At 49.2% G+C, this 24,369-nt stretch carries 20 protein-coding genes; 12 read left to right on the forward strand and 8 right to left on the reverse strand.

Features of this window, described 5'->3' with window-relative positions; translation table 11 throughout:
• Window positions 1-260 precede the first annotated feature (260 nt).
• The 9 genes from ACYQ2M_RS06855 (at window position 261) to ACYQ2M_RS06895 (ending at window position 8,722) form a co-directional block, all read left to right on the forward strand.
• Window positions 261-1,088: a class I SAM-dependent methyltransferase gene (locus ACYQ2M_RS06855; protein ID WP_459915583.1), complete on the forward strand. Its 828-nt coding sequence runs from the start codon at window positions 261-263 to the stop codon at window positions 1,086-1,088.
• Window positions 1,069-2,067 carry an AmmeMemoRadiSam system radical SAM enzyme gene (gene amrS / locus ACYQ2M_RS06860; RefSeq protein WP_459915584.1) on the forward strand — a complete coding sequence of 333 codons (999 nt, stop codon included), beginning with the start codon at window positions 1,069-1,071 and terminating at the stop codon, window positions 2,065-2,067. The genes ACYQ2M_RS06855 and amrS overlap by 20 nt, the downstream gene beginning before the upstream one ends.
• 111 nt (window positions 2,068-2,178) lie before the next feature.
• Complete coding sequence (locus ACYQ2M_RS06865; protein ID WP_459915585.1) at window positions 2,179-3,048, forward strand: UbiA-like polyprenyltransferase; 870 nt, start codon at window positions 2,179-2,181, stop codon at window positions 3,046-3,048.
• Window positions 3,041-4,366 (forward strand): CCA tRNA nucleotidyltransferase, encoded by a 1,326-nt coding sequence (locus tag ACYQ2M_RS06870; RefSeq protein WP_459915586.1) that lies wholly within the window; start codon window positions 3,041-3,043, stop codon window positions 4,364-4,366. The genes ACYQ2M_RS06865 and ACYQ2M_RS06870 overlap by 8 nt, the downstream gene beginning before the upstream one ends.
• Before the next feature lie 172 nt (window positions 4,367-4,538).
• Window positions 4,539-4,775 carry a hypothetical protein gene (locus ACYQ2M_RS06875; RefSeq protein WP_459915587.1) on the forward strand — a complete coding sequence of 79 codons (237 nt, stop codon included), beginning with the start codon at window positions 4,539-4,541 and terminating at the stop codon, window positions 4,773-4,775.
• 38 nt (window positions 4,776-4,813) lie between these two features.
• Window positions 4,814-5,314 carry a dihydrofolate reductase family protein gene (locus ACYQ2M_RS06880; protein WP_459915588.1) on the forward strand — a complete coding sequence of 167 codons (501 nt, stop codon included), beginning with the start codon at window positions 4,814-4,816 and terminating at the stop codon, window positions 5,312-5,314.
• Window positions 5,315-5,433: 119 nt separating this feature from the next.
• A complete protein-coding gene (locus ACYQ2M_RS06885) occupies window positions 5,434-5,883 on the forward strand; it encodes a FecR family protein (RefSeq protein ID WP_459915589.1) in 450 nt (149 codons plus the stop codon).
• A gap of 149 nt (window positions 5,884-6,032) precedes the next feature.
• Complete coding sequence (locus tag ACYQ2M_RS06890) at window positions 6,033-6,710, forward strand: OmpA family protein (RefSeq protein WP_459915590.1); 678 nt, start codon at window positions 6,033-6,035, stop codon at window positions 6,708-6,710.
• Window positions 6,711-6,724: 14 nt separating this feature from the next.
• Window positions 6,725-8,722, forward strand: a complete 1,998-nt coding sequence (locus ACYQ2M_RS06895; RefSeq protein WP_459915591.1) for a CHASE2 domain-containing protein — start codon at window positions 6,725-6,727, stop codon at window positions 8,720-8,722.
• 33 nt (window positions 8,723-8,755) lie between these two features.
• Here the strand turns inward: ACYQ2M_RS06895 and ACYQ2M_RS06900 are convergent, their stop codons facing one another.
• The 8 genes from ACYQ2M_RS06900 to ACYQ2M_RS06935 all read right to left on the reverse strand — a co-directional run bounded on the left by ACYQ2M_RS06900 (window position 8,756) and on the right by ACYQ2M_RS06935 (window position 21,125).
• Window positions 8,756-10,129, reverse strand: coding sequence for a response regulator (locus tag ACYQ2M_RS06900; RefSeq protein ID WP_459915592.1), 1,374 nt, complete (start codon window positions 10,127-10,129; stop codon window positions 8,756-8,758).
• A 202-nt stretch (window positions 10,130-10,331) separates the two neighbouring features.
• Entirely contained in the window at window positions 10,332-11,183 is an 852-nt protein-coding gene (locus tag ACYQ2M_RS06905; protein WP_459915593.1) for a CheR family methyltransferase, read from the reverse strand.
• 72 nt (window positions 11,184-11,255) lie between these two features.
• Entirely contained in the window at window positions 11,256-12,371 is a 1,116-nt protein-coding gene (locus tag ACYQ2M_RS06910) for a protein-glutamate methylesterase/protein-glutamine glutaminase (protein ID WP_459915594.1), read from the reverse strand.
• The gene (locus ACYQ2M_RS06915) at window positions 12,368-12,826 is read right to left on the reverse strand and encodes a chemotaxis protein CheW (protein WP_459915595.1); all 459 of its coding nucleotides are present in this window, start codon (window positions 12,824-12,826) and stop codon (window positions 12,368-12,370) included. The genes ACYQ2M_RS06910 and ACYQ2M_RS06915 overlap by 4 nt, the downstream gene beginning before the upstream one ends.
• Window positions 12,823-14,925 carry a methyl-accepting chemotaxis protein gene (locus ACYQ2M_RS06920; RefSeq protein WP_459915596.1) on the reverse strand — a complete coding sequence of 701 codons (2,103 nt, stop codon included), beginning with the start codon at window positions 14,923-14,925 and terminating at the stop codon, window positions 12,823-12,825. Before ACYQ2M_RS06920 ends, ACYQ2M_RS06915 begins: the two co-directional genes overlap by 4 nt.
• Before the next feature lie 82 nt (window positions 14,926-15,007).
• On the reverse strand, window positions 15,008-18,370 hold the full coding sequence (locus ACYQ2M_RS06925; protein ID WP_459915597.1) for a hybrid sensor histidine kinase/response regulator: 3,363 nt from the start codon (window positions 18,368-18,370) through the stop codon (window positions 15,008-15,010).
• A 77-nt stretch (window positions 18,371-18,447) separates the two neighbouring features.
• Window positions 18,448-20,403, reverse strand: coding sequence for a monovalent cation:proton antiporter family protein (locus tag ACYQ2M_RS06930; protein ID WP_459915598.1), 1,956 nt, complete (start codon window positions 20,401-20,403; stop codon window positions 18,448-18,450).
• 248 nt (window positions 20,404-20,651) lie between these two features.
• Window positions 20,652-21,125: a DUF3124 domain-containing protein gene (locus ACYQ2M_RS06935; protein WP_459915599.1), complete on the reverse strand. Its 474-nt coding sequence runs from the start codon at window positions 21,123-21,125 to the stop codon at window positions 20,652-20,654.
• A gap of 164 nt (window positions 21,126-21,289) precedes the next feature.
• Between ACYQ2M_RS06935 and ACYQ2M_RS06940 the strand changes: the two genes are divergently transcribed.
• The 3 genes from ACYQ2M_RS06940 (at window position 21,290) to ACYQ2M_RS06950 (ending at window position 24,361) form a co-directional block, all read left to right on the forward strand.
• The gene (locus tag ACYQ2M_RS06940; RefSeq protein ID WP_459915600.1) at window positions 21,290-22,573 is read left to right on the forward strand and encodes an amidohydrolase family protein; all 1,284 of its coding nucleotides are present in this window, start codon (window positions 21,290-21,292) and stop codon (window positions 22,571-22,573) included.
• 77 nt (window positions 22,574-22,650) lie between these two features.
• Window positions 22,651-23,310, forward strand: a complete 660-nt coding sequence (locus ACYQ2M_RS06945) for a class I SAM-dependent methyltransferase (protein WP_459915601.1) — start codon at window positions 22,651-22,653, stop codon at window positions 23,308-23,310.
• A 4-nt stretch (window positions 23,311-23,314) separates the two neighbouring features.
• Complete coding sequence (locus ACYQ2M_RS06950; protein ID WP_459915602.1) at window positions 23,315-24,361, forward strand: hypothetical protein; 1,047 nt, start codon at window positions 23,315-23,317, stop codon at window positions 24,359-24,361.
• Window positions 24,362-24,369: the final 8 nt, after the last annotated feature.

Genomic DNA, 24,369 nt, shown 5'->3' on the forward strand with positions numbered 1-24,369 from the left:
TCCGCGTCTACAACCCTATCTTCGTTGTGTCCGCCAGGACATGTGGGTTTTATTTAAATTAAATAGAATAGAATCACCCACTGTGGTTGTCAAATTGAAAGCATCTATTCCCCCTTATCCGGACATAAAGATATTGAATACAAAAACTAAATATTCGGATTTGCCCGGTAACTGTCTGGACAGCACCCCATATTTACCCCAAAAATCAAGCCCTGATTCCAGCAAGCAGCATCCACATTTCCCACTCTCAAAGAATCCCCTTGAATCTTACCCTTCCAGGGCTTACAATATCTGCCATGGGATATATATTTGATTTCAATGATACCAACGCCCACCTGACCTGGTGTGAACAGGCGGGGCAGCAGTATGATTTTCAACTGCAGACGGCGTTAATGATGAAGATGCTCTCTCCGCTGGCAGATAGAAGTATACTGGATATCGGATGCGGCTGGGGCAGGTGTGCCCCTGCATTTATGGCCCATGGCCTGCAGGTAACCGGTGTGGACCCTTCTCCCTATATGCTGGATATGGCCCTGGACCGGTTCGGAACCCGACTGGAACTTCACAGGGCCTTTGGCGAAGGCCTTCCCTTTGAAGACAACTCCTTTAATTACTCTGTCTTCATGACCAGCCTGGAATTCATGGATCGCCCGGCCAAGGCCATTGAAGAGGCCTGCCGGGTGACCCGGGATAAAGTTTTCATCGGGGTATTAAATAAATTTGCTCCTTTAAACATACACCGCCGAATCAAGGGTTTTTTCTGCCATAACACCCTTTCCCATGGGAGATTTTTCGGCATCGGGGAACTTAAAAAAATAATCTTTGCCATCATGGGGCCAGTCCCTGTTTACTGGAACACCACCCAGCAGTTTCCCTTTACCCGGAGTCGCCCGGCAGCCTGGATGGAAAAATCTGCCCTGGTGCAAAAATCTCCATGGGGCACCATGATCGGCATGACCATCATTCCGGTTCCCCGCTTTCGTACCCGGCCCCTGTCACTGAAAATTTCCAGAAAACGGCCCTGTGGCCAAGTGACCGGATTTGCCCGGGGAATCACTACGGAGAAACATGAAAACACTTTTCTATGAAAAATTATCCCATGATCGTGTAAAATGCGGGATGTGCCACCATTTTTGTGTGGTCCAGGCCGGATCCCATGGCAAGTGCAAGGTAAGGGAAAACAGAAATGGTGATCTTTACGCAATTGTCTATCCCTTCATCGTTGCAAGGGCAATTGATCCCATTGAAAAAAAACCATTTTTTCATGTAAAACCCGGCAGCTCAGCATTTTCCATTGCCTCTGCCGGGTGCAACTTTACCTGCAGTTTCTGCCAGAATGCCGATATTTCCCAATACGCATCTCCGGGCAGAAGCGTCAGAACAACTGCCCGGGAGCTGGTAGATCAAGCCGTTAACAACGGTTGTAGCAGCATTGCCTACACCTATACGGAACCCACAGTATATTTTGAGCTTGCCCTGAAAACGGCCATGCTGGCCAAAGAAGACGGCCTTTTAAATCTCTTTGTGACCAACGGCTACATGTCCCCCGAAGTCATTCATGCAGCAGCCCCCTATCTCGACGGGGCAAATGTGGATCTGAAAGCCTTTAATAATAGCTTTTATAAAAACCTGTGCGGCGCCCGGCTCGAACCGGTGAAACAGATCCTGATCCTCATGAAATCCCTTGGCATTCTGGTGGAAGTCACCACCCTTCTCATCCCGGGACACAACGATGATAAGAGTGAAATACATGCCATGGCCACCTTTATTGCAGACAAACTGGGAACAGAAACCCCATGGCACATCAGTCGTTTTTACCCCTGTCACCATATGAACCAGCTCTCCCCCACCCCGGATGCCAGTCTTAAAATGGCCTTCCAGGAAGGGAAAAAAGCGGGTCTGAAACATGTTTACATCGGAAATGCGCCGCACCTTGGCCATGAAGGTACCTTCTGTAATGCCTGCGGTGCCCCACTGATCAAACGCACCGCTTACACGACAGATAACCGCATGACCATTCCGGGAGAATGCCCCCAATGCAGAGCCCCCCTCCATGGCATTTTTTAACTCCAGAACCCAGAACCCAGAACCCAGAACCCAGAACCCAGAACCCAGAACCCAGAACCCAGAACCCCAAAAAATCACATCACCCCTGTTTTAGCCAAGGAAAAAATATCAATGCTTTCAAAAATAAAAGAAAAAATTCTGAGCTATGGCAAAATGATCAAATTCTCCCACACTGTTTTTGCCCTGCCCTTTGCCCTTTCCGCCGTGGTCATGGCTTGGCGTAACCATCCTTCCCGCATGGCGGATCTGTTGTGGATATTCCTTGCCATGGTGGGGGCACGATCCGCCGCCATGGGGTTTAACCGCATCGTTGATGCCCCAATGGACGGTAAAAATCCCCGCACCGCCATCAGAGAAATCCCTTCCGGAAAATTGTCCGGCAAGGAGGCCACCCGCTTTGTGTGGGCATCTGCCGCCCTTTTTATATTTGCAGCGGCTATGCTGGGAACGCTTTGCTTCTGGCTGTCATTTCCGGTGCTTTTCTTTCTGCTTTTTTATTCCTACACCAAACGTTTCACCATGTATTGCCATCTTTATCTTGGATTTGCCATCTCACTTGCCCCCCTGGGGGCCTGGATTGCCGTAACCGGCGCGGTCAGCCCAACACCGATTTTCCTGACGTTGGCCCTGATGACCTACATTGCCGGATTTGATATTCTCTATGCCTGCCAGGACATTGATTTTGACCGGAATCAGGGACTTTTCTCCCTGCCAGCACTTCTGGGCCCCAAAAATGCCATGACCATATCTTCCCTGCTCCACGTGGCCACCATGATTTTCCTGGGGGCCATGGCCATAAGCTTTGACATGCATCCTGTTTTTTTCTTTTTCCTTGGCCTCATCGGTGTTCTGTTAATTATTGAACATCGACTGGTACATCCCGACAACCTGTCCCGCATCCATATTGCCTTTTTTCATATCAACAGCCTGGTATCCGTATTTCTTTTGGCAGGCGTTCTCATGGAGGCCTCTGTTGGTTGAAACATCTGGTCCCATGGACCTACCTGCTCCTGTTGAAAAGATCATCAACAGCCTTGACCATGCCGGATTCAAGGCATTTCTTGTGGGCGGCTGCGTCCGAGATTTTCGTCTGAATAAAAGGCCTGCAGACCATGACATTGTCACCAATTGCCCACCGGACACCCTTAAATCAATATTCCGGAAAGATACCCCCAGGTTGGCCGGTAAAACCTTTCCGGTTTTTCTGATCAACGGGGTGGAGGTTGCCCCCCAACGATGCCCGGAAGAAACCGAGTGTTTCCCCCTGGCAGATCTTGGAGCAAGGGATTTCACCATCAACAGTATGGCCCTTGACCCGATTTCCGGCGATATCATTGATCCCTTCAACGGAGAAAAAGATCTCCGGGAAAAAATCATCCGCTTCACCGGAACCCCCGAACACAGAATCATGGAAGACCCCCTTAGAATGGCCCGGGCCTGCAGGTTCAAGGCAGCTATTAAAGGAGACTTCTTTCCGGAGACGTTCCAGGCCATCAGAAAACACGCCCCATTATTGTCCACGTCCACGGCACCTGAGCGACTGCGCCTTGAAATCATGAAGGCCATGACCCTTGGGAAGCCATCGGTTTTTTTCCAGGCCTTGAGTGACACAGATCTGCTGCAATACATCTTCCCCTGCCTGAATCGGTGCGTGGGACTTGACGGCGGCCCCCACCACGGAGAAACTGTTTTTGAACACTGCCTGATGGTGGGAGATGCCCTTTCCCCCCGGGACCCGTTACTGAGACTTGCCGGATTTCTCCATGATGCCGGTAAGTTTGATGCAGCCCGCCTGGAAAATAACAAATTAAGCTTTAAAAATCATGAAACCATGCAGAAAGCCATTATTCAGGATCTTGAAACTCTCCGTTTCAACACCAAAGAGGTGGATTTCATAAAGGCTATGGTGCGAGTTCACATGCGTCCCCTCACCGAAGAAAGCACTCCCAGGGCCGTGAGACGTCTGCTGGCATTCCTGGCGGCACACGACGTCTCCCACCGGGAATTCATGCGCATGCGCATCGCCGACAAGGCAGCTAACCTTGCCAAACGACCCTACACCCTTTCTGAAATCAAAATCCGACTACAGAAAATCCACGAAGCCCAGGCCCTGCACGGGCACCGGGAATTCACCCGGGCTGGCCTTGCCATCAACGGAAACGAAATCATGACCCTTCTCAACTGTGGACCGGGAACAAACATCGGCAAAATCCTGGATCATCTGTTTGAACAAGTTTTGAAAGATCCGTCTTTGAATAGCCCGGATAAATTAAAATTGCTGGTGCTTGATTTTATGTAAAAAAGCAGGTATTGGATGATAGGTATTGGCATCCGCCCTATGCATTAAAAATTACGGGCTTGGTCATAACCCCTGCCCGTTTGATTCTGTTACCCCTTCAAATACGTCGGCTGACCTATCTTGAAGCCCAACTTCAATAACTGTCCAAAATTTAAAAAAAATGGAGGCGCACATGTCCCATACCGTGACTATTTTTAAACCCTATGAACTCAAGCCAGGACAAAAAATCAGAATCGTCGGCTCCAGACGGCGAGGTGACTGGGAGGTTAAGGAGGTGGGGGAGCTGAAAATGACCCTGCGCTGCCCGGTTTCGGGAAAAGAAATGAAATGGGACCGGTTCTGTTACCTTGCGGAAGAAAAAGAAAATGAACCCTGGCCATTGCAAGAAAAAGAAGGATCTGTGCTGTGAGCAACTCCCAGAAATCTTAAAAAAAAGGGATAATAGCTGTGAACGTAATTCTGGTAATGGCCATGACCCTGGATGGCAAAATCGCACGCCATGCCACCGATCCCGTGGACTGGACCGGATCGGCAGACAAACGCTACTTTGTTCAAATAACCCGCAGGACCGGGGCCATGATCATGGGAAACAACACCTTTAATACCATCGGTCGCCCCCTACCCGACAGACACAACATTGTCATGACCCGCACCCTGAAAGGCAAACAAAACAAAGAGAATCTGCAATTCACCGATCAGTCACCGGCAGACATTCTTAAAGACCTTGAGAAAGCCGGATATAACGAGGTGGCTCTCATTGGCGGTGCCCAGGTAAACTCGGTGTTTGCCCGCCAGGGCCTGATCCATGAGGTGCATCTAACCCTTGCTCCACGGCTGTTTGGCCAAGGGCTGGCACTTTTCAGTCAAGAACTTGATCTAAAATTAAACCTGTTGGGTGTGGATGCCCTTGAGGCGGATGTGGTGCTTTTAAAGTACAGGGTCTGCTGATCTCAGCCTCCTAAAACATACCTCGGCCCCCCGCACCCGCCCGATTATGAGCCCTGGCACAGGTTCTCCCCCCCCTGGCTTATGGCACTTGGGTATGCAGTACCAGAAAGGATTTATCCATGAGAAGCATCGTAATATTTTGTATTTTTTCCATGTTCATTGGCACCATAAGCCCCTGTTGGGCAAGAGAACTTCTCCCTTGCGGAAGCTTTAAAAACGTGTCAGGCGAGGTGTTTGTCCAGCGCCAGGCGAATAAAATAACAGCAGTAACCGGGGACAAAATTTACCCCCTGGACCAGATTCAATCTGGTAAAGATGGCTCCGCCAGCATGATACTGCAGGATGACACCATCATCTGTCTTGGCCCGGACAGCACCATGGACATGACGGAATTTATCTTCAACCCCAGCGTTTATGAATATTCCCTGGTAACCCGTATGCTCAGGGGTACCTTTCTTTTTTTGTCCGGTGTCATCGCAAAAATAGCACCGGACAATGTGAAAATCCAGACCCCAGATGGTACCATTGCCGTTCGCGGCACTCGTTTTCTGGTGGAAGTACACCCCTGACCCCTGTGAATTTTCTTATTTCTCACACAATGGACATCTCTATCGCGGATACAACAAATGATGAAAATGGCATTATACCGTCCCAAACGGCCACCCGTTGGGAGCTTTTGCTGTGGACATTTTCATATATATAAAAAAGGAAAGGTTAAATGAGATCAAAACTTAATTTAACAATATCGGTCCCCCCCCTCCCACAGATATCCCTGACTCCCCGGCCCCGGCAATGGTTTCGACAGTATTGCACATTGCCAATGCTGGCACTGCTGGTTTTCTCTACGGGATGTTCGTGCAACAGAACCACAGTGGTGCTGCTGCCGGATCATGACAACCATGTGGGCAAGGTGGAAATCACAAACCCCCATGGCACCACACAAATTGATCAGGCGGGTTACGGGGTTACCCTGCGCCAGCAATTTACCCCACCACCACCGGTTCCCGTTGAAGAAAAAGAGATAAAAAAACGCTTTGCCACGGTGTTAGATGCAGAACCGTCTCTGCCCGCCACATTTATTCTGGAGTTCAAGTCCGGATCTGATGTTCTCACAGAACCCTCCCTAACCCGCTTTTCTGAAATTATAACCGAAATAAAAAAACGCTCATCCATGGACATCAGCGTATCCGGCCATTCAGACCGGGTGGGCAATGAGGATGCCAATATTGCCCTTTCTTTAAAACGGGCCCAGCGGGTACTTACCCTTCTGGTGGACCAGGGCATTGAGGCCCGCTTTATTCATGCAACTTCCCATGGAGAGGGAAATCCGCTGATTCCCACGGCGGATGATGTTCCTGAACCCAGAAACCGCCGGGTTGAAGTTATTGTAAGATGAAAAGGGAATACCACATGATTGGCACCCGGAAATATCCAGGCTATTCCCGGGGTATGAAAACCATTCTCAAGACAGGCTGTCTGATCACCCTTTTTTTCATGGGTCTTTTTGTGTACCGCCCTGCCTTTGTAACGTTTCTGGACCAAAAGCTCTATGATGTCATGCACCTTTCCCTCAGGGACCGGGGAACCCCCCAGCCCGTTATCGTGGATATTGATGACAAAAGCCTTGAAGCATTTGGTCAATGGCCTTGGTCCCGGGATCTTCTTGCCCGGCTTTGCACCATCATTCTCCAGGGATCGCCCCAGGCCGTGGGCATGGATATTCTGCTGTCGGAGCCGGATAGAACCTCCATTTATCTTGCATTAAAAGCTCTGGAAAAACGTTCAGGCATATCTATTGCCCCACTGCCATCGGCGGACACCATCCTTGATAGTGATCAGATCCTGGCCCAGGTCCTGAAACAGGGCCCCTTTATTCTGGCAAGCAAATTTCTTGGGGAAAAAACCATGGGACAACCTTCGGGCGTGCTGCCCCTTGATACCCGTCTTGTCTCCCCAGTGCCGGAATCAGCCCTGTTCCAGAGGTTTTCTCCATGGAATGGTATGCTCACAGCCCTGCCCCTTTTTATACAGGCAACCAAAGGAAGCGGATTTGTCAATGCCCTGGTTGATAACGACGGAGTCATCCGGCACACCCCTTTTATCACAGGTTACAAGGACAAATTTTACCCCAGTCTATCCCTTGCCACCCTCATGTTGGCCATGGACGTGGACAAAGTGTCTCTTGAAGCAGGCCCCACAGGGCTTATATCCGTTTCCATTAAGGATCTCACCATACCGGTGACTCCCCAGGGAAATTTGCTTTTACATTTTCGTAAAAAAACATCTGCTTTCACAACCCTGTCTGCAGGAGACCTGCTGCTGGGAAAAGCAGACCCTGCGATAATGAAAAACCGGATCGTTTTCATGGGTGCCTCTGCCTCGGGTCTTGGAGATCACCACACCACACCCCTGGAACAATATTTTTTCGGGGTGGGCATCCATGCCACGGCACTGGATAATATCCTGAACAAAAATCTTCTGTACCACCCCTCCTGGGCCATGGGCATGGAGTGGTTCATGATCCTTTTAACCGGGATTTCATGCACGTTCATGCTCATTCACTTAAAGCCATGGCCCTGCACCCTTTCACTTACCGCCATAACAACAGGGCTCTGGTTCATGGAACTGCTTTTTCTGCGTAAAATGCAGATCTTCATTTCAATGACCTACCCGCTGATAACCTTGTTTGTCACCTTCTCTATGTTAACTGTCATCCGGTTCAGAATGGAAGAAAAAAGAATGCTCAGAAGAACAAAGGAAATGGTGGCAGCCCAGAACCTGACCCTCATCGGTATCACTTCCCTTGCAGCCACAAGGGACAAGGAAACCGGGATGCACATCCGCCGCACCGCCATATTTGTGAAAATACTTGCCCAAAGACTGCGTCGATCCCCTGAATTCAGCTCTCTTCTGGATGACCACACCATTGAAGTCATGTTTAAATCCGCCCCCATGCACGACATCGGCAAGGTGGGGGTTCCCGATGCCGTTCTTTTAAAGCCTGGGAAACTGACGGAAGATGAATTCAAGGAAATTCAAAAACACACGGAACACGGCTGGCTGGCCATTGAAGAGGCGGAAAAGGTCTCGGGAATTGACGGAGACACCTCTTTTTTAAAGGTATCCAAAGAGATTATCCGATGCCACCATGAAAAATGGGACGGGTCCGGCTACAACCAGGGGCTAAAGGGGGATGAAATACCGCTGTCCGCCAGAATCATGGCCGTGGCAGATGTATATGATGCCCTGACCTCCAGACGGGTATACAAAGACTCTTTTGACCACACCAAGGCCCGGGATATCATTGTGGAAGGACGGGGATCTCATTTTGACCCCCGGGTGGTGGATGCTTTTCTTGAAGAACTGGAGCAATTTAAAGAGATCGCCATAAAGATGGCCGATAAATAAACGCCAAATCAATACGTGCTGAATCCCTGAACCCTATTTAACTGGTACAAACATCCCCCCCTCCAGCCGATTCCTGCCGTTCTCCTTGGCCTGGTACAGATATTTATCGGCGGTGTCAATGAGGCGATCCGGGGAACAGACATCAACGGCACCGGGATCAAGGCAGGTGACCCCGAAACTTGCCGTGATGGGAATGGTATGCCCCTCGTGGGTGATGACAAGGTCTTCCACGGCCTGACGTAACCGCTCGGTGCAGATGACGGCGGCCTTATAATCGCTTTCCGGCAGTACGATAAGAAATTCCTCACCCCCATACCGGGCCACCCAGTCAAGATCCTGCCTTATGGTCTCCTTAAGGATCTCAACAAAGGCGATGAGTACCTGATCTCCGGCACTGTGCCCCCAGGTATCGTTAACCTTTTTAAAAAGATCAATGTCCGTGAGGATCAGGGAAATGGGGCAGTCATATCGCTGGGTGCGTTTCAACTCCTTGGGCAGATGCTGGGTCATGTAGTTGCGGTTATAACAGCCCGTCAGGGGATCGGTGATGGACAGTTTCCGGATTTTTTCATTGGACTGCTTAAGGGCTTCAATTTTTTCTTTCAGCTGCCGGCTGAGGCGATATCGTTCCAGGTGCACAGTGATACGGGCAAGCAGCTCCTCTTTGGCAAAGGGTTTTACCAGATAATCGGATACCCCTGCCTTGAACACCTTTAAAAGCTCTGACTGATCAGGCATTGCTGTAAGACAGATGATGGGAAGATCCCACCGGTCAAGCTCTTTGCGGATTTTCCGGGACAGCACATCCCCGTTCATGCGGGGCATGAAAAGATCGGTGATCACCACATCAATGTCATCTGCCCGTTTACTGAACACCTCAAACCCTTCCTGTCCGTCTTCGGCCTCAATGACAAGAAGCCCTTCCTGGACCAGGGCATCGGCCACAATTTTTCTGGCAAGGGTATTGTCCTCCACCACCAGGGCCGTCATGCCTTCGGACAGGGAGACCGGCTTTAAAATCCGGTCCACTGCTTCCAGCAGTTCGCCTTTGGCAAAGGGTTTGGGGATAAAATCCGCAGCCCCCACTTCAAATCCTTTTTTACGATCCTCCATGTTGTCCTGGCTGGTAACAAAAACAACGGGCAATCGTCCGTCCTTTTTGTGAATCATCAGGCGTGCATAGTGGGGACTTCGCAGTCGTTTACAGGTGTCCCAGCCATTAAGGCGGGGCATTTCCACATCCAGGGTCATGAGATCCGGGGGCTTTGGTCCGGAAATTTTAACCAGCGCTTCCAGGCCATTGGCGGCTTCCATCACTTCGTATTCCCCGGCTTCAAGTTCTTCACGCAGGGTCATTCGCACCATGGAACTGTCATCCACCACCAGTATCCGCATTGGATCAGCCATCTGTTATCATTCCTTTTTTACTGGTCTTGCAGCGACTCATTGACTTGAAATCGTTTAAAAAAATACATGTTCGTTAAATACCACGTCTGCCATTAACTCGTCAGTGACAGGTTCTCCAATTTGCCGCCCCACAATGTCTTCTGTTAAAGATTTAAAGCATCACATGTGGCATGAAAAAGGAGAATTTGGAACTCATCAGACATCAAGCCTGCTTGTTCAAGCAGCGTTCATAAAATATGGATTGAAGATGTCGTCTGGGTACCAGGGCATCACTTATACCTGACAAGGATTCTGTGGCACCGATAATCAGATACCCGTCCCGGGCCATGATCCGGATAATTTTTTCAAACAAATCTCTGCGGGTTTCCAAATTAAAATAAATTGCCACATTCCGTAATAAAATAATGTCAAACCGCCCCATGAAAGTAAATGGATGAAGCAGGTTCATTTTCCGAAATGACACCATGGCCCGGATCTCATCTTTAACCATCCAGTGGTTGCCCTGGCGGGTAAAATACCTGTCCTGCTGTTTCCGGGGCAAACCGCGTCCCATTTCAAAGCTGGTGAATTTGCCCAGGCTTGCCCTTGCAATGGCTGTTCCTGAAATGTCTGTGCCCAGAAGATATATGTCATAACCGGACATATCCGTCAGCAGATCTTTTAACACCATGGCAATGCTGTATATTTCCTGGCCTGTGGCACAGGCCGCGCTCCAGATGCGGATGGGAACCGGTCCTGTCCGGCCCCGGACCCGGCGTTTGTCGATAAGATCCGGGATCAACTTGTGTTGAAGCAGCTGAAAGGGTTTATCATCCCGGAAGAACAGGGTTTCATTGGTTGAAATATTATCAACAATCTCATGTTCCAGGGCCTTTGTACCATCGGACCGAGCCATATCATGAAGGGCTTTATAGGAAGAAAGGCCGAGGGTTTCCACCATTCCCCCAAGGCGAGTTTCAAAAAGATATGCCTTGGACGGATCAATATCAATGCCCGAAACCCTCCGGAGATAATTTGATAAAAGTACACATTCATCTGAAGTTATTTTTACCATGGGTCATGGCGGCAAAAAGCAATTTTCTCCTCCCGCCAGCATCAATGGGGAGTTCAAAATTTTCTTACCTGCCTACCTCACTGTTTTAAGTATTTCAAAAGACAACCGCTCAAGGGGTGCCACCACATCCACAATCTTCCAGGCAATGGGATTTCTGGCCATACCGAACACTGCGCTGGTTTTTTCATCCTGGGCGATGATAGCTGCCCCTTTTCTGCTCATGATTTTCAAGCCTTCTGCCCCGTCATGGCCCATGCCGGTCATGATGACGCCTGTGGCTGCAGCACCGAAATGTTCTGCCACGGACCGGAACAAATAATCCGCTGAGGGTCTGCATCCGTTTTCCGGTGGATCATCGGTTATGTGAATCACCAGCTGTTTTTCAGGCCCCCGGGCAACCACCTTCATGTGGCGGCCCCCCGGGGCAATATATGCCGTTCCCGGTGCCAGAACATCGCCTTCCAGGGCTTCTTTGACATGGATGGGTGACTGATTGTTCAGACTCTCGGCCAGGGCATGGGTAAATAAAGGTGGCATGTGCTGCACAATGAGAATGGGAATGTCGATGTCAGGGGGAATGGCTGCCAACACCGTTTGAAGGGCTTTGGGGCCACCTGTGGAAACACCAATGCCCACCACCCGGGATTTTTTTCGGCTCCGGCGGGCCATTCCAACAGCAGGAGAAACAAAATCTTTTCTTTCAGATTTCATGGATAAAGACGGTGAGAGGTCCCTAGTGTCAGACCTCTTACCCAGAATGGAGCGAATTTCCAGCATGCGGGCACAGTTGCGAACAATGGGGGCCAGCCCCTGACGGAGCTTTTCTCTGTTTTCCCCATGGCTAGCTTCCCCTGGCTTGATAACAAAATCAAAGGCTCCCCGCTCCAGTGCGTGGATGGTTTTTTTTCCACCTTCTCCGGCAGATGCCGAGACCATAATGACCCCCACCCTGGGAAAACGTCGGGCCATCTCGGTGAGAACCTCCAGCCCATCCATAACGGGCATTTCAATATCAAGCGTTAACAGATCCGGCTTTAATGAAGCCACCTTGGCCAGGGCTGCCCTGCCATTATGGGCAGTGCCCACCACCTCCACTCCGTGCAGTTGCGAAAGCACATCGGAAATCATCATACGATATACCACCGAATCATCCACCACCAGCACCCGAAGATTTTTCCCGACAATCATGACAACACCGCTTCCAGGTCCAGCACCCCGATCAGATGTCCGGCCTGTTTAATAACGCCTTTAAAAAAATTTCCCTGAACTCCCCGAAGGTTTCCCGGGGGGGCATCCATAAGGTTCCAGTCCACGGCAATGGCTTCCCCAATGGCAGTGACCATAAGCCCGATGAGTTCGTCCCTGTAATGAACAATGACATTTCGTCCGGGCACAACAGGCACATTTCCAGCACCGGAAAAAAGCCCCAGTCTTTTTCCAAGGTCAATCACCGTTACAATCTTCCCCCGCAGATTTATAATACCTGCCACATAATCCTGGGCCAGGGGCACCGGGGTGATATCCATAAGTTTGTTCACCTCCTGGATGGTGAGTATATCAATGCCGCAAAGGGCCGTGCCAACGTAAAAGGTGGTCACTGTCCCCATGCGGGGAGGAAGGCTTTTGTCACGCTTGGATTTCATTGTATTTTGCACCGGCCCACTCTTATTTTCAATCTTTCCGCCAGATGACTCAAGGCATCGGCGCTGTCACTGACCTGGGAACTGCTGGTGAAAATTTCATCTGCAGACTGGTTCACCTGGGCAATGTCCCTGGCAATCTCTGCGGCCACAGTGGAACTCTGGGCCACGTTTTCCGTCACCTCGGCCATGCCTTGGGCTGCATGGGTGACATTACCTGCAATTTCCCGGGTGGTCACAGACTGTTCCTCCACGGCAGCGGCAATGGTGGAGACAATATCGTTAACCTGGTTAATCACCTCTGTGATACGTCCAATCTGGGATACAGTGCCATCGGTGGATGCCTGTATGCGGTTGATACGGTTCTTTATTTCATCACTGGCCTGGGCCGCCTGTTTGGCAAGCTCTTTGATTTCATTGGCCACAACGGCAAAGCCCCTACCGGCATCACCGGCCCGGGCCGCCTCTATGGTGGCATTGAGGGCTAAAAGATTGGTCTGCTCGGAAATTTCGGTGATGGATTCCGTCACCTTACCGATTTCCCGGGCCGCAACCCCCAATTGATCAACGGTGGTCGAAGCTTCCCTTGCTTCTGTCACCGCCGTGTGGGTAATGTTTCTTGCCTTTTCAGCACTCTCTGCTATTTCACTGATGGTGGCGGTCATCTGCTCTGACGCCGCTGCCACCATATTCATGTTTATGGACGCCTCTTCGGTGGCTGCCGCCACGGAGGTCATATTGGTGCTCATCTCCTCTGATGCCGCGGCAACGGTATTGGATCTTGTGGAGGTCTGCTCTGCCCCCGTTGACATCTGACTGGATATGGCAGACAGTTGAGTGGAAGAACTGGAAAGGGTGTCAGCACCCTGGGCCAGTTCCTTAAACAAAGAACGAAGCCCTTTTATCATGCTATTCAAGGCATCGGCAAGTACACCTATCTCATCCCGTCTATGGATATCGAGCATCTGGGTGAAATCTCCCCCGGCCATTTTCTCGGCAAATTGGGTGCCCATTTTCAAAGGTCGGGTGATGGATTCAGCAAAGAAAAAAGCAAACAGCACAATTAACACAATGCCCCCTGCGCCGACCATCCCCATGGTTTTCTGCAGACGTACCACCGGTGCCAGGGCTTCGGATTTGTGGACTTGGGCGATGACAGCCCAGGTTGTATTGCCAACCTGCAAAGGAGTATAGGCAGACAGAACCGTGTTGCCATTGTAATTCACACTTATCATCTCCCCGGTTTGTCCTGCCAGCGCTTCCCGCACCGGCTGGGTATCCACCCTGCCTTTTTCAGCTTGGGCAAAGGAGGCAGTGACCGTTCGATTTTCAGTATCCAGAAACGCATCCGAGCGCATGCGCTTATCTGGTCCCACCATAAAAACCTCTCCCAGCCTGCCCATGCCTGTTCGGTCGGACATGATACGGGTGATAGTTCCAATGGAAATCTGCACGGCAAGCACACCAATGATGGTTCCCTCCTCCCGGATGGGGGCGGCCATAAACTGGGCAGGCATGTTTTCATAAGGTTCATAGGGGCGAATATCAGAAACAGCCTCCTTACCCTGCACTGCCATCTGCCACACGGCCTTGAGTGAAGAATCCATGGCCGTCACCCGCTGTCCGAAATCAGCATTCTTGTTCACATTAAATACAATATTTCCCTGGAGCACATCCAGCAAAAAGACATCTGCGTACCCATGGTGTTTCATGTGATACTCAAACAGAGAAAAATAACGGTTATGGGCAGAAATATAAATATCCGGAGCTTCAAAATGCCCACCTTTAAGCCCCCGGAACTGTCCCCCGGAAAACCCCCCCCCTGTTAAAAATCCATTTCGAAAGGATTTGTATGCATCAATGACATAGGGGGTATGGGCCATCATGTCCACATCCCCCAGGCAGCCTGCAAAAAACAATTCCATCTGACTCTTTTTAAGGTTCCGGATACTCTTGTATTGATTAAATGCCTGTTCTGTCAGGGCGTTTACGGCATTGGTGTGTGAAATTCCCCCCAGAACAATAAAAGGAATTACGCCCACGGCAAGCAATGCCATGATAAATTTTGCCTTCAGGCCCACAATACTTTTTCTCATTCCCATTCCCATTCTCCTTCATGATCAAACTATCCGTTACCCTGACCTCGTTGGCCCATATGACGACCGACCTGTGACCAGGTCCAGATCATCGACCGCCGTATATCTGCTTTTTTATACTCTTTAAAAGCATTTCCCTGTCCAGTTTCAATTGATAATCATCCACCCCCACAGCATCCCCCTTTGCCATATTGGCATCATCGGCCAAGGTGGAAAGGGCAATCACCGGCAGATGGGCATAGCGGCGATCTGTCTTGATTTTTTCTGTCAATGCAAATCCGTCCAGGTTTGGCATTTCCAAATCCGTAACCACAAGGGAAAGCTCATCAATATGCTTCTTTATCAGATCCAGTGCAATCTGACCATCTTCGGCTGCAATAACATGATATCCCTCGGCCTCAATGTAGCCTTTAATCTGATTTCTGAAAAAACCGGAATCTTCGGCAATCAATATGGTGGGACCCTGGGGAGAATATGGCATGGGCGCTCTGGTTTCGTCCTGCTGCATCCACCGGGGCTGAAGCAAGTGCATCATTTCAACAATATTGATCACCATGGTGGTATGATCATGAATGGCAACAGATCCCAAAACACCTTGTTTTTTCAATGTTTTTTCATCAATTGCCTTGTCCGTATTAACGGAATCCACAGGTCCTGAACAAAGCAGCCCCACGTCCCTGTCGTTGCATTCAAATACAATAACAATAAAATTCTCCAGTGATGACAGAGGCGCAACCTTGATAACTTCATCCACACTGAAAAGGGGCAGGGTTTTCCCCCGGGACTGCACCACCCGCATCTGTCCGATGGTTTCTATTTCCTTTGAAGCAATTTTTTCTATTCTCACCACCTGATTCAGGGGAACGGCAAACTGCTCCGCTGCTCCGCCCATGAAGATGAGAAGGGAAGATGTTTTTTTATGGGACGCGGATGCCTTGCCCCGGGTCTGGTGCATCAGTCTGGAAATATCTTCTTCTTCCATGGGCAGAACCCCGGCCATCTCGGCAATATTAGCCACATCCAGGATAAGAGAAACGCGACCATCCCCCATGATGGTGGCACCGGCATATGCTTTGCAGTGCTGCAGATGACGTCCCAGTGGTTTTACCACAATCTCTTCGGAATCATGTAGTTCATCCACAATGAGTCCATATTTAAGACTTCCGGTGGACAATACGGTGATATTCAATGCACTTGTAGCCCGGTAGCGCCGGTCTGTGCGATCATTGGGAGGGGTATCCGAAATTGATACCGGATCTGTCGCCGAAGCTGTGCCCGAACCAGTTATTATCAAATCAGTGGACGCTGCGGTCATGGTGGAAATTTTCCCAGAGATTTCATGCCTGGGGGAGCGGCGATCTGCAATATTTTTTCTCTGATCTTTTTTCCGATGACCGGAGATATCGCACACATAGGTGCGGTCCACACCAATGACATCGGTCAGCCGCACCAGAGGAAGCAGAGCTTCGCGTAACCTCATCACCTGGGCATCTCCCACATATTCTATTTTTTCCCGCACCCGGTTGGCCGGAATACGTACCAGTTCTTCCAGGTTCAACTGGGGAATGGCATAGCGTTCCCCCTCTGCCACCACAATCTGGCTGGGAATAATGGCCAGGGTCAGTGGAACCTTGATCATGAAGCGGGTACCGATTCCAGGCTGGGACTCAATGTCCACATGCCCGCCAATGGAACTCATGTTACTTTTAACCACATCCATCCCCACCCCCCGGCCGGACAGGTCGGTGACCTTGGATGCCATGGAGAATCCCGGAAGAAAAACCAGATGAAGCTTCTCCTTGTCCGACATTTCTCGGGCACGTTCCCCTGTGATAATCCCAAGGGAAACAGCTCGATCTGCCAGAAGATTTGCATCCATGCCCCGGCCATCATCGGAAATTTCAATGTTTACTTTTCCCGCCCCATGAAAAGCCCTTAAAAAAATCTGACCTGTGGGCTTTTTTCCCTGGGAAAGACGAATTTCAGGGGTTTCTATTCCATGGTCAATGGCATTCCTGACCAGATGAATCAAAGGGTCCGTTACCGCCTCAAGCAAGGTTTTATCCAGTTCCACCTGTCGACCCCGCATGGTGAGATTTACATCTTTACTCATTTTTCCGGCAAGGTCCCTCACCAGCCGGGGGAACCGGTCAAATACCCTTGACATATGCTGCATTCGGGTGAACATAACCGTCTGCTGCAATTCTGATGTGATCAAATCAATGCGTTGGCCCACAATTTCCGTGGCATGGGTATCCTTGTTTGACAGGGCCTGGAGCAGCTGGTTCCGGCTCAGCACCAGTTCTCCGGCCAAGATCATGAGGTCATCCAGAAGTTTTAAGTCCACCCGAAGGCTGGTTTCAGTCCCCCCCGTTACCTTTACGGGTGTCTGGTCCCGGTCCGCAACCATGCCACCTTCTGGCGATGAAATCAAAGGCCTTGTTTCTTCCGGGCAAGACGACTGATCACTTGATTTCCTAGAAGACAGCGATGAACCTGCCGGTTCCGGATCCGATTCCGGTTCAGATTCCGTTTCCCCGGTGAGCTGGCAGATAAATCGGGCATCCACCTCAAACAGCACCTGGATTTCATCTATGGCCAATACCGATGCAAAAACAATTAAAAAAAAAGGAGCCCCTGCCCCCCTGGTTCCCCGGGGTAAGTATTGACCTTCCACCCGGCTTTGCAGTACGGTTCCATAGGACTCAATTTCTTTTAAAAAAACCTGGAGTGCGGCGTCATAATCCGTTTTTTTATCTGTATTATTTTCAGGGGAAGTCAGGGGTTTTTCGATGAAAAAAATCTCCTGGTTTTCATCCCGGGCCGTTATCAGACACGACGATTTCAGGCAGAAAAGCATTGAGTTATCATCTGCCGTGATCTCTATGCTTTCGGGCATTGTGCCCTGTGTACTTTCAAGTTCGGTTTCTTCGGAAAACATGGAAACCCCGGCCCGGTTATCCGTACCTTTTTCCGCAAAGTCCGTCGCCTTATGACCTGCCTCTTCCATGCCGGACATGTCATTGCCTGACATATCACGGGGAACAGAAGAAGGCTCTCCGGTTATATCCATGGTCAAACGACGTAAGGCACTGATATGCTGTGAGATATCAACCCCCTCACTTTCATCCATGTTATAGATCATATGCTCCAGAGCATCGGATGCCAGGAGCAGAAAATGGATCACTTCAGCGGTGGGTATCAGTTTTCTGCCTCGAATACATCCAAGCACTGTCTCCATTTCATGGGCAAGGGATTTGATTCGGGTCAATCCCAGAAAACCGGACCCACCTTTGATGGAGTGAACCGTTCGAAAAACTTTATTAACCAGTTCTTCATCAATATTTTTTTCCCCTTCTTCCATGCGTAAGAGATCCGTCTCAATGGTGGACAGATGATCCATGGACTCTTCAATAAATATCTGTTTCATCTCATCATCTTTACTGCCCATGCCGCTCCTTAAAAAGCACCTGCTGGTTTGTGTCACTGGTTGATTGCATTGAGTATACAATTTCCTCAGGTTCACACTTATCCGGATAAAGCTTTAAATTCATTTCGTTCCTGCTGATTACCCACCACAGCCACCAGATCCCCTTCTTTTAAAGCATACTCAGCGTTGGGATTGGAATGAAATATTTTTTCACGAAGAATGCCCACAATGGAGGCCCCGGTGCGACTGCGCACGGCCGATTCCTTTATGCTTTTATCAATGAGGGGGCTACCACTGCCCAGGGCCACCCAGGAGATTTCCAGCATGTCTTTTATGTTATCGAGCTTTGTTAACAATTCATGATCTTCATTGGACTGATAAATGGGGCTGTAAAGCTGCCGTCGAACTGCATCTGTGTACTGCTGAATGGCTGTGGCGGGCACTTCCAGATGCAAAAGTGTCTGCCGGGCAATTTCAAGCCCTGCCTCCATTTCCGGCAGTACAACCATATAAACCCCGATGTCATACAATTCCCGGGTCTGTTCCACCCCCTGGGCCCTGGCAATAATCTGCAATGCGGGGTTCAGGTGATGGACATGTTTTACAATGGTGCGGGTGGTAATAGCAAGGGGTGTGGTAATCAGCAGAAGTCTTGCCGCCGGAATCTTTGATATTTCAAGCACGGTGGACTGACTCATGTCCCCATAAATCACGGGAAATTTTGCCTGCTTACATTCCATCATCCGCTGGTGATTAAGCTCTATAATAACAAAGGGAAGATCCAGTTTGGTCAGCACCTGGGCAATGTGCTGTCCCACCCGCCCGCCACCGGCAATAATGACATGATTATTGAGCCCGGTGGGGGGGATATTTTCCGTCTGCAGGGGTTCGTAGTTGAAAACCTTTTTTTTCAGCTTGTAAAAGGGGGCGGCAAGGGCTGAGGCAAAGGGGGTAAACACCATGCTAATAACGGATATGGAAAGAACAAGGGAATAGATATGGTTGTCAATGGACCCGGTTTCAATGCCTACCCGTGCCAATACAAAGGCAAATTCTCCCACCTGGAACAGTCCCAAACCCACGGCCATGGGAATAATATTGATGTAGCCGAACATCCGGGCAAGCCCATGGAAAATCATACCTTTAAAAAGGGAGATAACCAGTACAAGGGAAATGATTTCCCAAGCGTTTTCAAAGAAAAAAAGTGGATCAAGGAGCATGCCCACCGATGTAAAAAACAAAAGCCCGAAAATATCCCTTAAAGGAATAATCTCACTCAGGGCCTGGTGTCCATAATCAGATTCGCTTAAAACCATACCGGCCACAAAGGCACCAAAGGCAAAGGAAAGCCCGAACAGATAGGTGGCATATCCAACGCCAAGACCCATGGCTGTGGTGGAGAGAATAAAAAGCTCCCTTGAATTCCACTTGGCCACATGCATCAAAAGCCAGGGAAGCAATTTTCTGCCAAAGTACAACATCACAAAAAGAAACACGATGGATTTTATGACAGCCACCACCAATAAGGGCAGGCCCGACTTGGGATTGCTCAGCTGGGGCAAAATGATCATCATGGGAATCACCGCCAGATCCTGCACAATGAGCATACCGATCATTACCCGGCTGGAGAGCGTGCCCACAAGTCCCCGGCTCATGAGGGTTTTTAAAGTCACCATGGTACTGGAAAGGGAAATCAAAGCTCCCAGCCACACGGAACCGGCAACGGACCAGCCCAGATATCTGCCAATGCCAAAGCCCACCGCAATGGTCAGAAGGATTTGAATGGGGGTTCCGATGAGGGCAATGTTGCGAACGGGTTTTAATTCTTTCATGGAAAATTCCAGGCCCAGTGCAAACAACAGCAATGCCACTCCGATTTCCGCCAAAAGTTCGATCTCGTGGGTATCGCCAACGGTGATTCCACCGGTATGCGGTCCCACCACAATCCCGGCAAAAATATAACCCAGAATCAAAGGTTGCTTGATTCTCTGGGCAAGCAATGCACCTATCAATGCGGCAACGACTATAATGACAATATCAGCTGCAACTCCCATTTTTTATTTTTCTCCCATGTGTCGTCATTGACATCCGGCCCGTTCAAAATAAGAAACAATCCTTGAGACTTCTAATTGGTTTTCCACAATGAGCGATCGGGGTTTGTCATGACATCTTCCATTTCGAGGAGGGTTCAGGCCCACGTCATTGAGATGAAACCCTTTAATGTCGAGTTGAGGAGCGACCTACGTGGGTTGGCTGCTCCAACTCGTTGTTCAGTGCGCCGCAGGTGCACTGAACAGCAAGCCTATCTGGAATTCGCAAGTGCTCTGCCCCGGGAGGTAAAAGAAATGCCCTGCCCGGATTTTGCGCCGATCATTATGCATTCTGCAATGGGTGAATTCACAGGATTAAGCGACTGCCATTGAACAATGAAATTGGCACCAGAGCCTCCGGACTTGTCTTTTTCTGATATGACATAACGGACGGATTCCAGGGGTTTGAGCACAAGGGGCACCTCCAATGTTTTTTTAAGATGTTTTCCCTGTGTTTCATAATAATCAATTGAAGTTATTTTGATTTCATGATTTAAATCAATATTTCGGATGCTTAACGTAACTGTAAGTAAAAAGGGCCTTTCATTATTCCCGATATAAATGTGGGAATACGCTGGCACATAAATGATTTCTCCCCTGGACAACTGGGGATCTTCCTGGGCACAGGTATGCCAAGGCGACAGAAGGAAAAGTACCAGGCAAACAAAAAAATATTTTTTTTTCATGGATGCGCTCCTTTGCAGGTTCTACACGATGATCGCATTTTTTATATATCCGAGGGTAACATCAAACGCAATGCCGAAAAGCTTATCATGGCATTTAACGGATGAAAAGCACTGTTTAATCAAGCCTCTCATTATACTTCAAAATACGAAAGGAGTATTTTTACATGACCCAGCAGACCATAATCAACAATGCCATGATAATCACCATGGAACCCGGAGAGAGTCCCATGGAAGCGGGCTCCATCCTGATTGAGGACGGGCGCATTGCTGAAATCAGATGCGGCAGCAGTTTTTCTCCCGCCCCCCACCGTCAGATTATTGATGGCACCGAGCACCTTATAATGCCGGGCCTTGTCAACTGCCACACCCATCTCCCCATGTCCCTGTTCCGGGGGTTTGCCGATGATCTTCCCCTGGATATCTGGCTTCAGGAACACATGTTTCCCGCCGAGGCCACCCAGATCAACCCCACCACCGCAGAAAAATGGGCATTGCACTCCTGCCGAGAACTTTTGCTGTCCGGCACCACCTGCTGCTGTGATGGTTATTTTTATGAAGACCATGTGGCAGCAGGTGTTGAACGATCCGGCATTCGCGCAGTACTGGGCCAGGGGGTCATGGATTTTCCCGCCCCGGGGGTGCCGGACCCCCAGGGAAACGTTGCCACGGCCCAGGAGTTCATCAGCAAATGGAAAAACAGAAACCCCAGAATACATCCGTCAATTTTTTGCCATGCGCCTTATACCTGTTCCCATGAAACCCTTAAAAAAGCAAAAAAAACAGCCAGGGAACTTGGTGTTCTCTTTCAAATCCATGTGGCGGAAACCCGCAATGAAATAGATCTTATTTCCTCCAGTAAAAAGAAAACCGGCCAGTCAGTGGTTCAATATCTAAATGGAATAAACATACTCGATGACAATACACTTATGGTACACTGTGTATGGCTGGATGAAAAAGACATCAAGATTGCCGGAAAACGAAAAACAGCATTGGTTCACTGCCCGGCAAGCAATATGAAACTAGCATCGGGCGTGGCCCCTATAACTAAGTTCATGGCGGCGGGCATCCGAATGGGCCTTGGCACAGATGGCTGTGCCAGCAATAACACCCTGGATCTTTTTGCTGAAATGGACATGGCAGCAAAACTGCACAAGGTGGCCAGCAATGACCCCTGTGTTCTAAAGGCTGAAACCGTGGTTGAAATGGCCACCATTGGGGGGGCAAAAACCCTGGGTATGGCCAATGACATCGGTTCCCTTGCCGTGGGTAAACAGGCAGATATTATTGCCATTAATCTGCGTCAACCCCACCTGGTGCCCATGTATGACCCTTTTTCCACCATTGTTTACAATGCCTGGGGATCTGATGTGGCTCTTGTCATGGTGGCCGGAGAAATTCTGGTCCAGGAGGGATGTCTGGTTCCACCCAGATTAAATCGAGTAAAATAAGAAACAGAGCTTTGTACCCTGCTCTCAACAGGCCGCATGCACCAGTTTAATTTTGACACAACAAACAAGGATTTTTTATGAATTTACAGTCCGTTCCCACCCGTGGGAGAACCCTTGATTATGCCGCAGGTGTATATGATATTTTTGAACCCATGTGTCTACTGGGAAAACAGAACCGAATCAACAATCAACTGATCGAACTTCTGGAGATAAAACCATGGCACAAAATTCTGGATATTGGCTGTGGGACAGGTTTTGTAACCAGCAAAATTGCAGACAAGTTGAACGCAGATGCCAAAGGTTTTGCCGTGGGGATTGATGCTGCTGGCATGATGATTGAAGGCGCAAGAAAAAAACGGGGAAGCACAAACTGTCGATTTGAAGTGGCCGCTGCTGAAGATCTGCCGTTTGAAAACAGCTCCTTTGATTCTGTGATATCAACGCTCTTTTTTCATCACATTCAGCTTGATCTAAAAAAAATGGCATTGAGAGAAGCGTTCCGGGTGCTCAAACCGGGAGGTAAACTCATTATTTCGGATATGCATATCCCCACAACCTTCATGGGGGCACTGATCTCACACACCTCCCGCTGGCTTCTGTTCCAACCCCAGATCGGGGAAAATATCCGCGGTGTACTGCCCGGCCTGATGGAGTCAAGCGGTTTTGCTCCCCCCCGGATCATCACCACCTATTTTGGGTACATTGCCGTGTTTTCCACCCAGAAACCTGGACAATAACCCCATGGACATGACTCAACAAGATGACAAAGAAGATAAATCCTCACTGTTTAAAATATTAACAGATGAGCTGCATCAAGCTTTGTCCCTCTATTGGAACATTGCAACTCAAATGTTAGATCAAAGTGGCATCACGGTTCTTCCCCCCGGGGCTGGTTATTTTTCTTTGGAAAAAAATTTCTTTTCAGCACTTTTCCTTTATTCCTATTTCAGGGTGGGAATTCCCACATCCAGAAGAATTTTATATGCAGCGGCAAATCAATGTTTACGGGGAATGGTAACTGGATGTGACAATATCCTTGATAATGAATATAAGAAGACCCTGGAAACAGACCTTCCGGAACAGGCAGCACGATTTCGTTCCATACTGGATATAATGATTTCCGACCGCGTTTTATTTGCAATTCTTCAAAGGGGATATCGTTGCAATGATCTGACCTTTGACCAAATCCAGACAGCAAACTTTGCATCCCTAAGGGCTCTTGTAAAAAGCGGAGCACAGGAAGCCTCGGAAGAGTGCGGGGCAGGAAAAATATTACCCCCTGACGATATCATCAATAAAATTCATCCTTATAAAACAGGAATTCTGTTCCAATCCCCATGGGCACTTCCAGACATCATTGAGCCCCAACATTTAAAAAATATCACCAATATAACCAATATAAAAGAGGCCCTGTTTCACATCGGCATGGGCTGCCAGATTCTCGATGACATGGTAGATATAGCAATGGATTTCCGCATGAACCGCCATAATTATGTGATTTCACTGATTCACCATGGAAACAAGAGGAAAGAACGCACCTCACTTGCTCCAATACTTGGAACCGATCGTACAGCCCTGGAAGAGAAAACGCTTCTTCTTGCATTTCCCCATGCCGGGAAAATTGCAGCAACCACAGCACTGACCTTTCTTTACAATGGAACCCGGGCACTTTTTGCAAAAAAACATGGATTTATGATAGATATATCCATCTCCATGATCATCCAAAGAATAGGTGCTGATAATTTGTTGTTTGAGTTTAAATCATGGCCAAAAAGACCCATGTTCTAAGCAAGCCA

The organism is Desulfocicer niacini, assembly GCF_054657595.1.

Excerpts from the sequence above, each read along its gene's own strand:
- amrS (WP_459915584.1), top strand. The coding sequence starts at position 1,069 with ATGAAAACACTTTTCTATGAAAAATTATCCCATGATCGTGTAAAATGC.
- ACYQ2M_RS06865 (WP_459915585.1), top strand. The coding sequence starts at position 2,179 with ATGCTTTCAAAAATAAAAGAAAAAATTCTGAGCTATGGCAAAATGATC.
- ACYQ2M_RS06875 (WP_459915587.1), top strand. The coding sequence starts at position 4,539 with ATGTCCCATACCGTGACTATTTTTAAACCCTATGAACTCAAGCCAGGA.
- ACYQ2M_RS06885 (WP_459915589.1), top strand. The coding sequence starts at position 5,434 with ATGAGAAGCATCGTAATATTTTGTATTTTTTCCATGTTCATTGGCACC.
- ACYQ2M_RS06890 (WP_459915590.1), top strand. The coding sequence starts at position 6,033 with ATGAGATCAAAACTTAATTTAACAATATCGGTCCCCCCCCTCCCACAG.
- ACYQ2M_RS06895 (WP_459915591.1), top strand. The coding sequence starts at position 6,725 with ATGATTGGCACCCGGAAATATCCAGGCTATTCCCGGGGTATGAAAACC.
- ACYQ2M_RS06900 (WP_459915592.1), bottom strand. The coding sequence starts at position 10,129 with ATGGCTGATCCAATGCGGATACTGGTGGTGGATGACAGTTCCATGGTG.
- ACYQ2M_RS06905 (WP_459915593.1), bottom strand. The coding sequence starts at position 11,183 with ATGGTAAAAATAACTTCAGATGAATGTGTACTTTTATCAAATTATCTC.
- ACYQ2M_RS06910 (WP_459915594.1), bottom strand. The coding sequence starts at position 12,371 with ATGATTGTCGGGAAAAATCTTCGGGTGCTGGTGGTGGATGATTCGGTG.
- ACYQ2M_RS06915 (WP_459915595.1), bottom strand. The coding sequence starts at position 12,826 with ATGAAATCCAAGCGTGACAAAAGCCTTCCTCCCCGCATGGGGACAGTG.
- ACYQ2M_RS06920 (WP_459915596.1), bottom strand. The coding sequence starts at position 14,925 with ATGGGAATGAGAAAAAGTATTGTGGGCCTGAAGGCAAAATTTATCATG.
- ACYQ2M_RS06925 (WP_459915597.1), bottom strand. The coding sequence starts at position 18,370 with ATGGGCAGTAAAGATGATGAGATGAAACAGATATTTATTGAAGAGTCC.
- ACYQ2M_RS06930 (WP_459915598.1), bottom strand. The coding sequence starts at position 20,403 with ATGGGAGTTGCAGCTGATATTGTCATTATAGTCGTTGCCGCATTGATA.
- ACYQ2M_RS06935 (WP_459915599.1), bottom strand. The coding sequence starts at position 21,125 with ATGAAAAAAAAATATTTTTTTGTTTGCCTGGTACTTTTCCTTCTGTCG.
- ACYQ2M_RS06940 (WP_459915600.1), top strand. The coding sequence starts at position 21,290 with ATGACCCAGCAGACCATAATCAACAATGCCATGATAATCACCATGGAA.
- ACYQ2M_RS06945 (WP_459915601.1), top strand. The coding sequence starts at position 22,651 with ATGAATTTACAGTCCGTTCCCACCCGTGGGAGAACCCTTGATTATGCC.
- ACYQ2M_RS06950 (WP_459915602.1), top strand. The coding sequence starts at position 23,315 with ATGGACATGACTCAACAAGATGACAAAGAAGATAAATCCTCACTGTTT.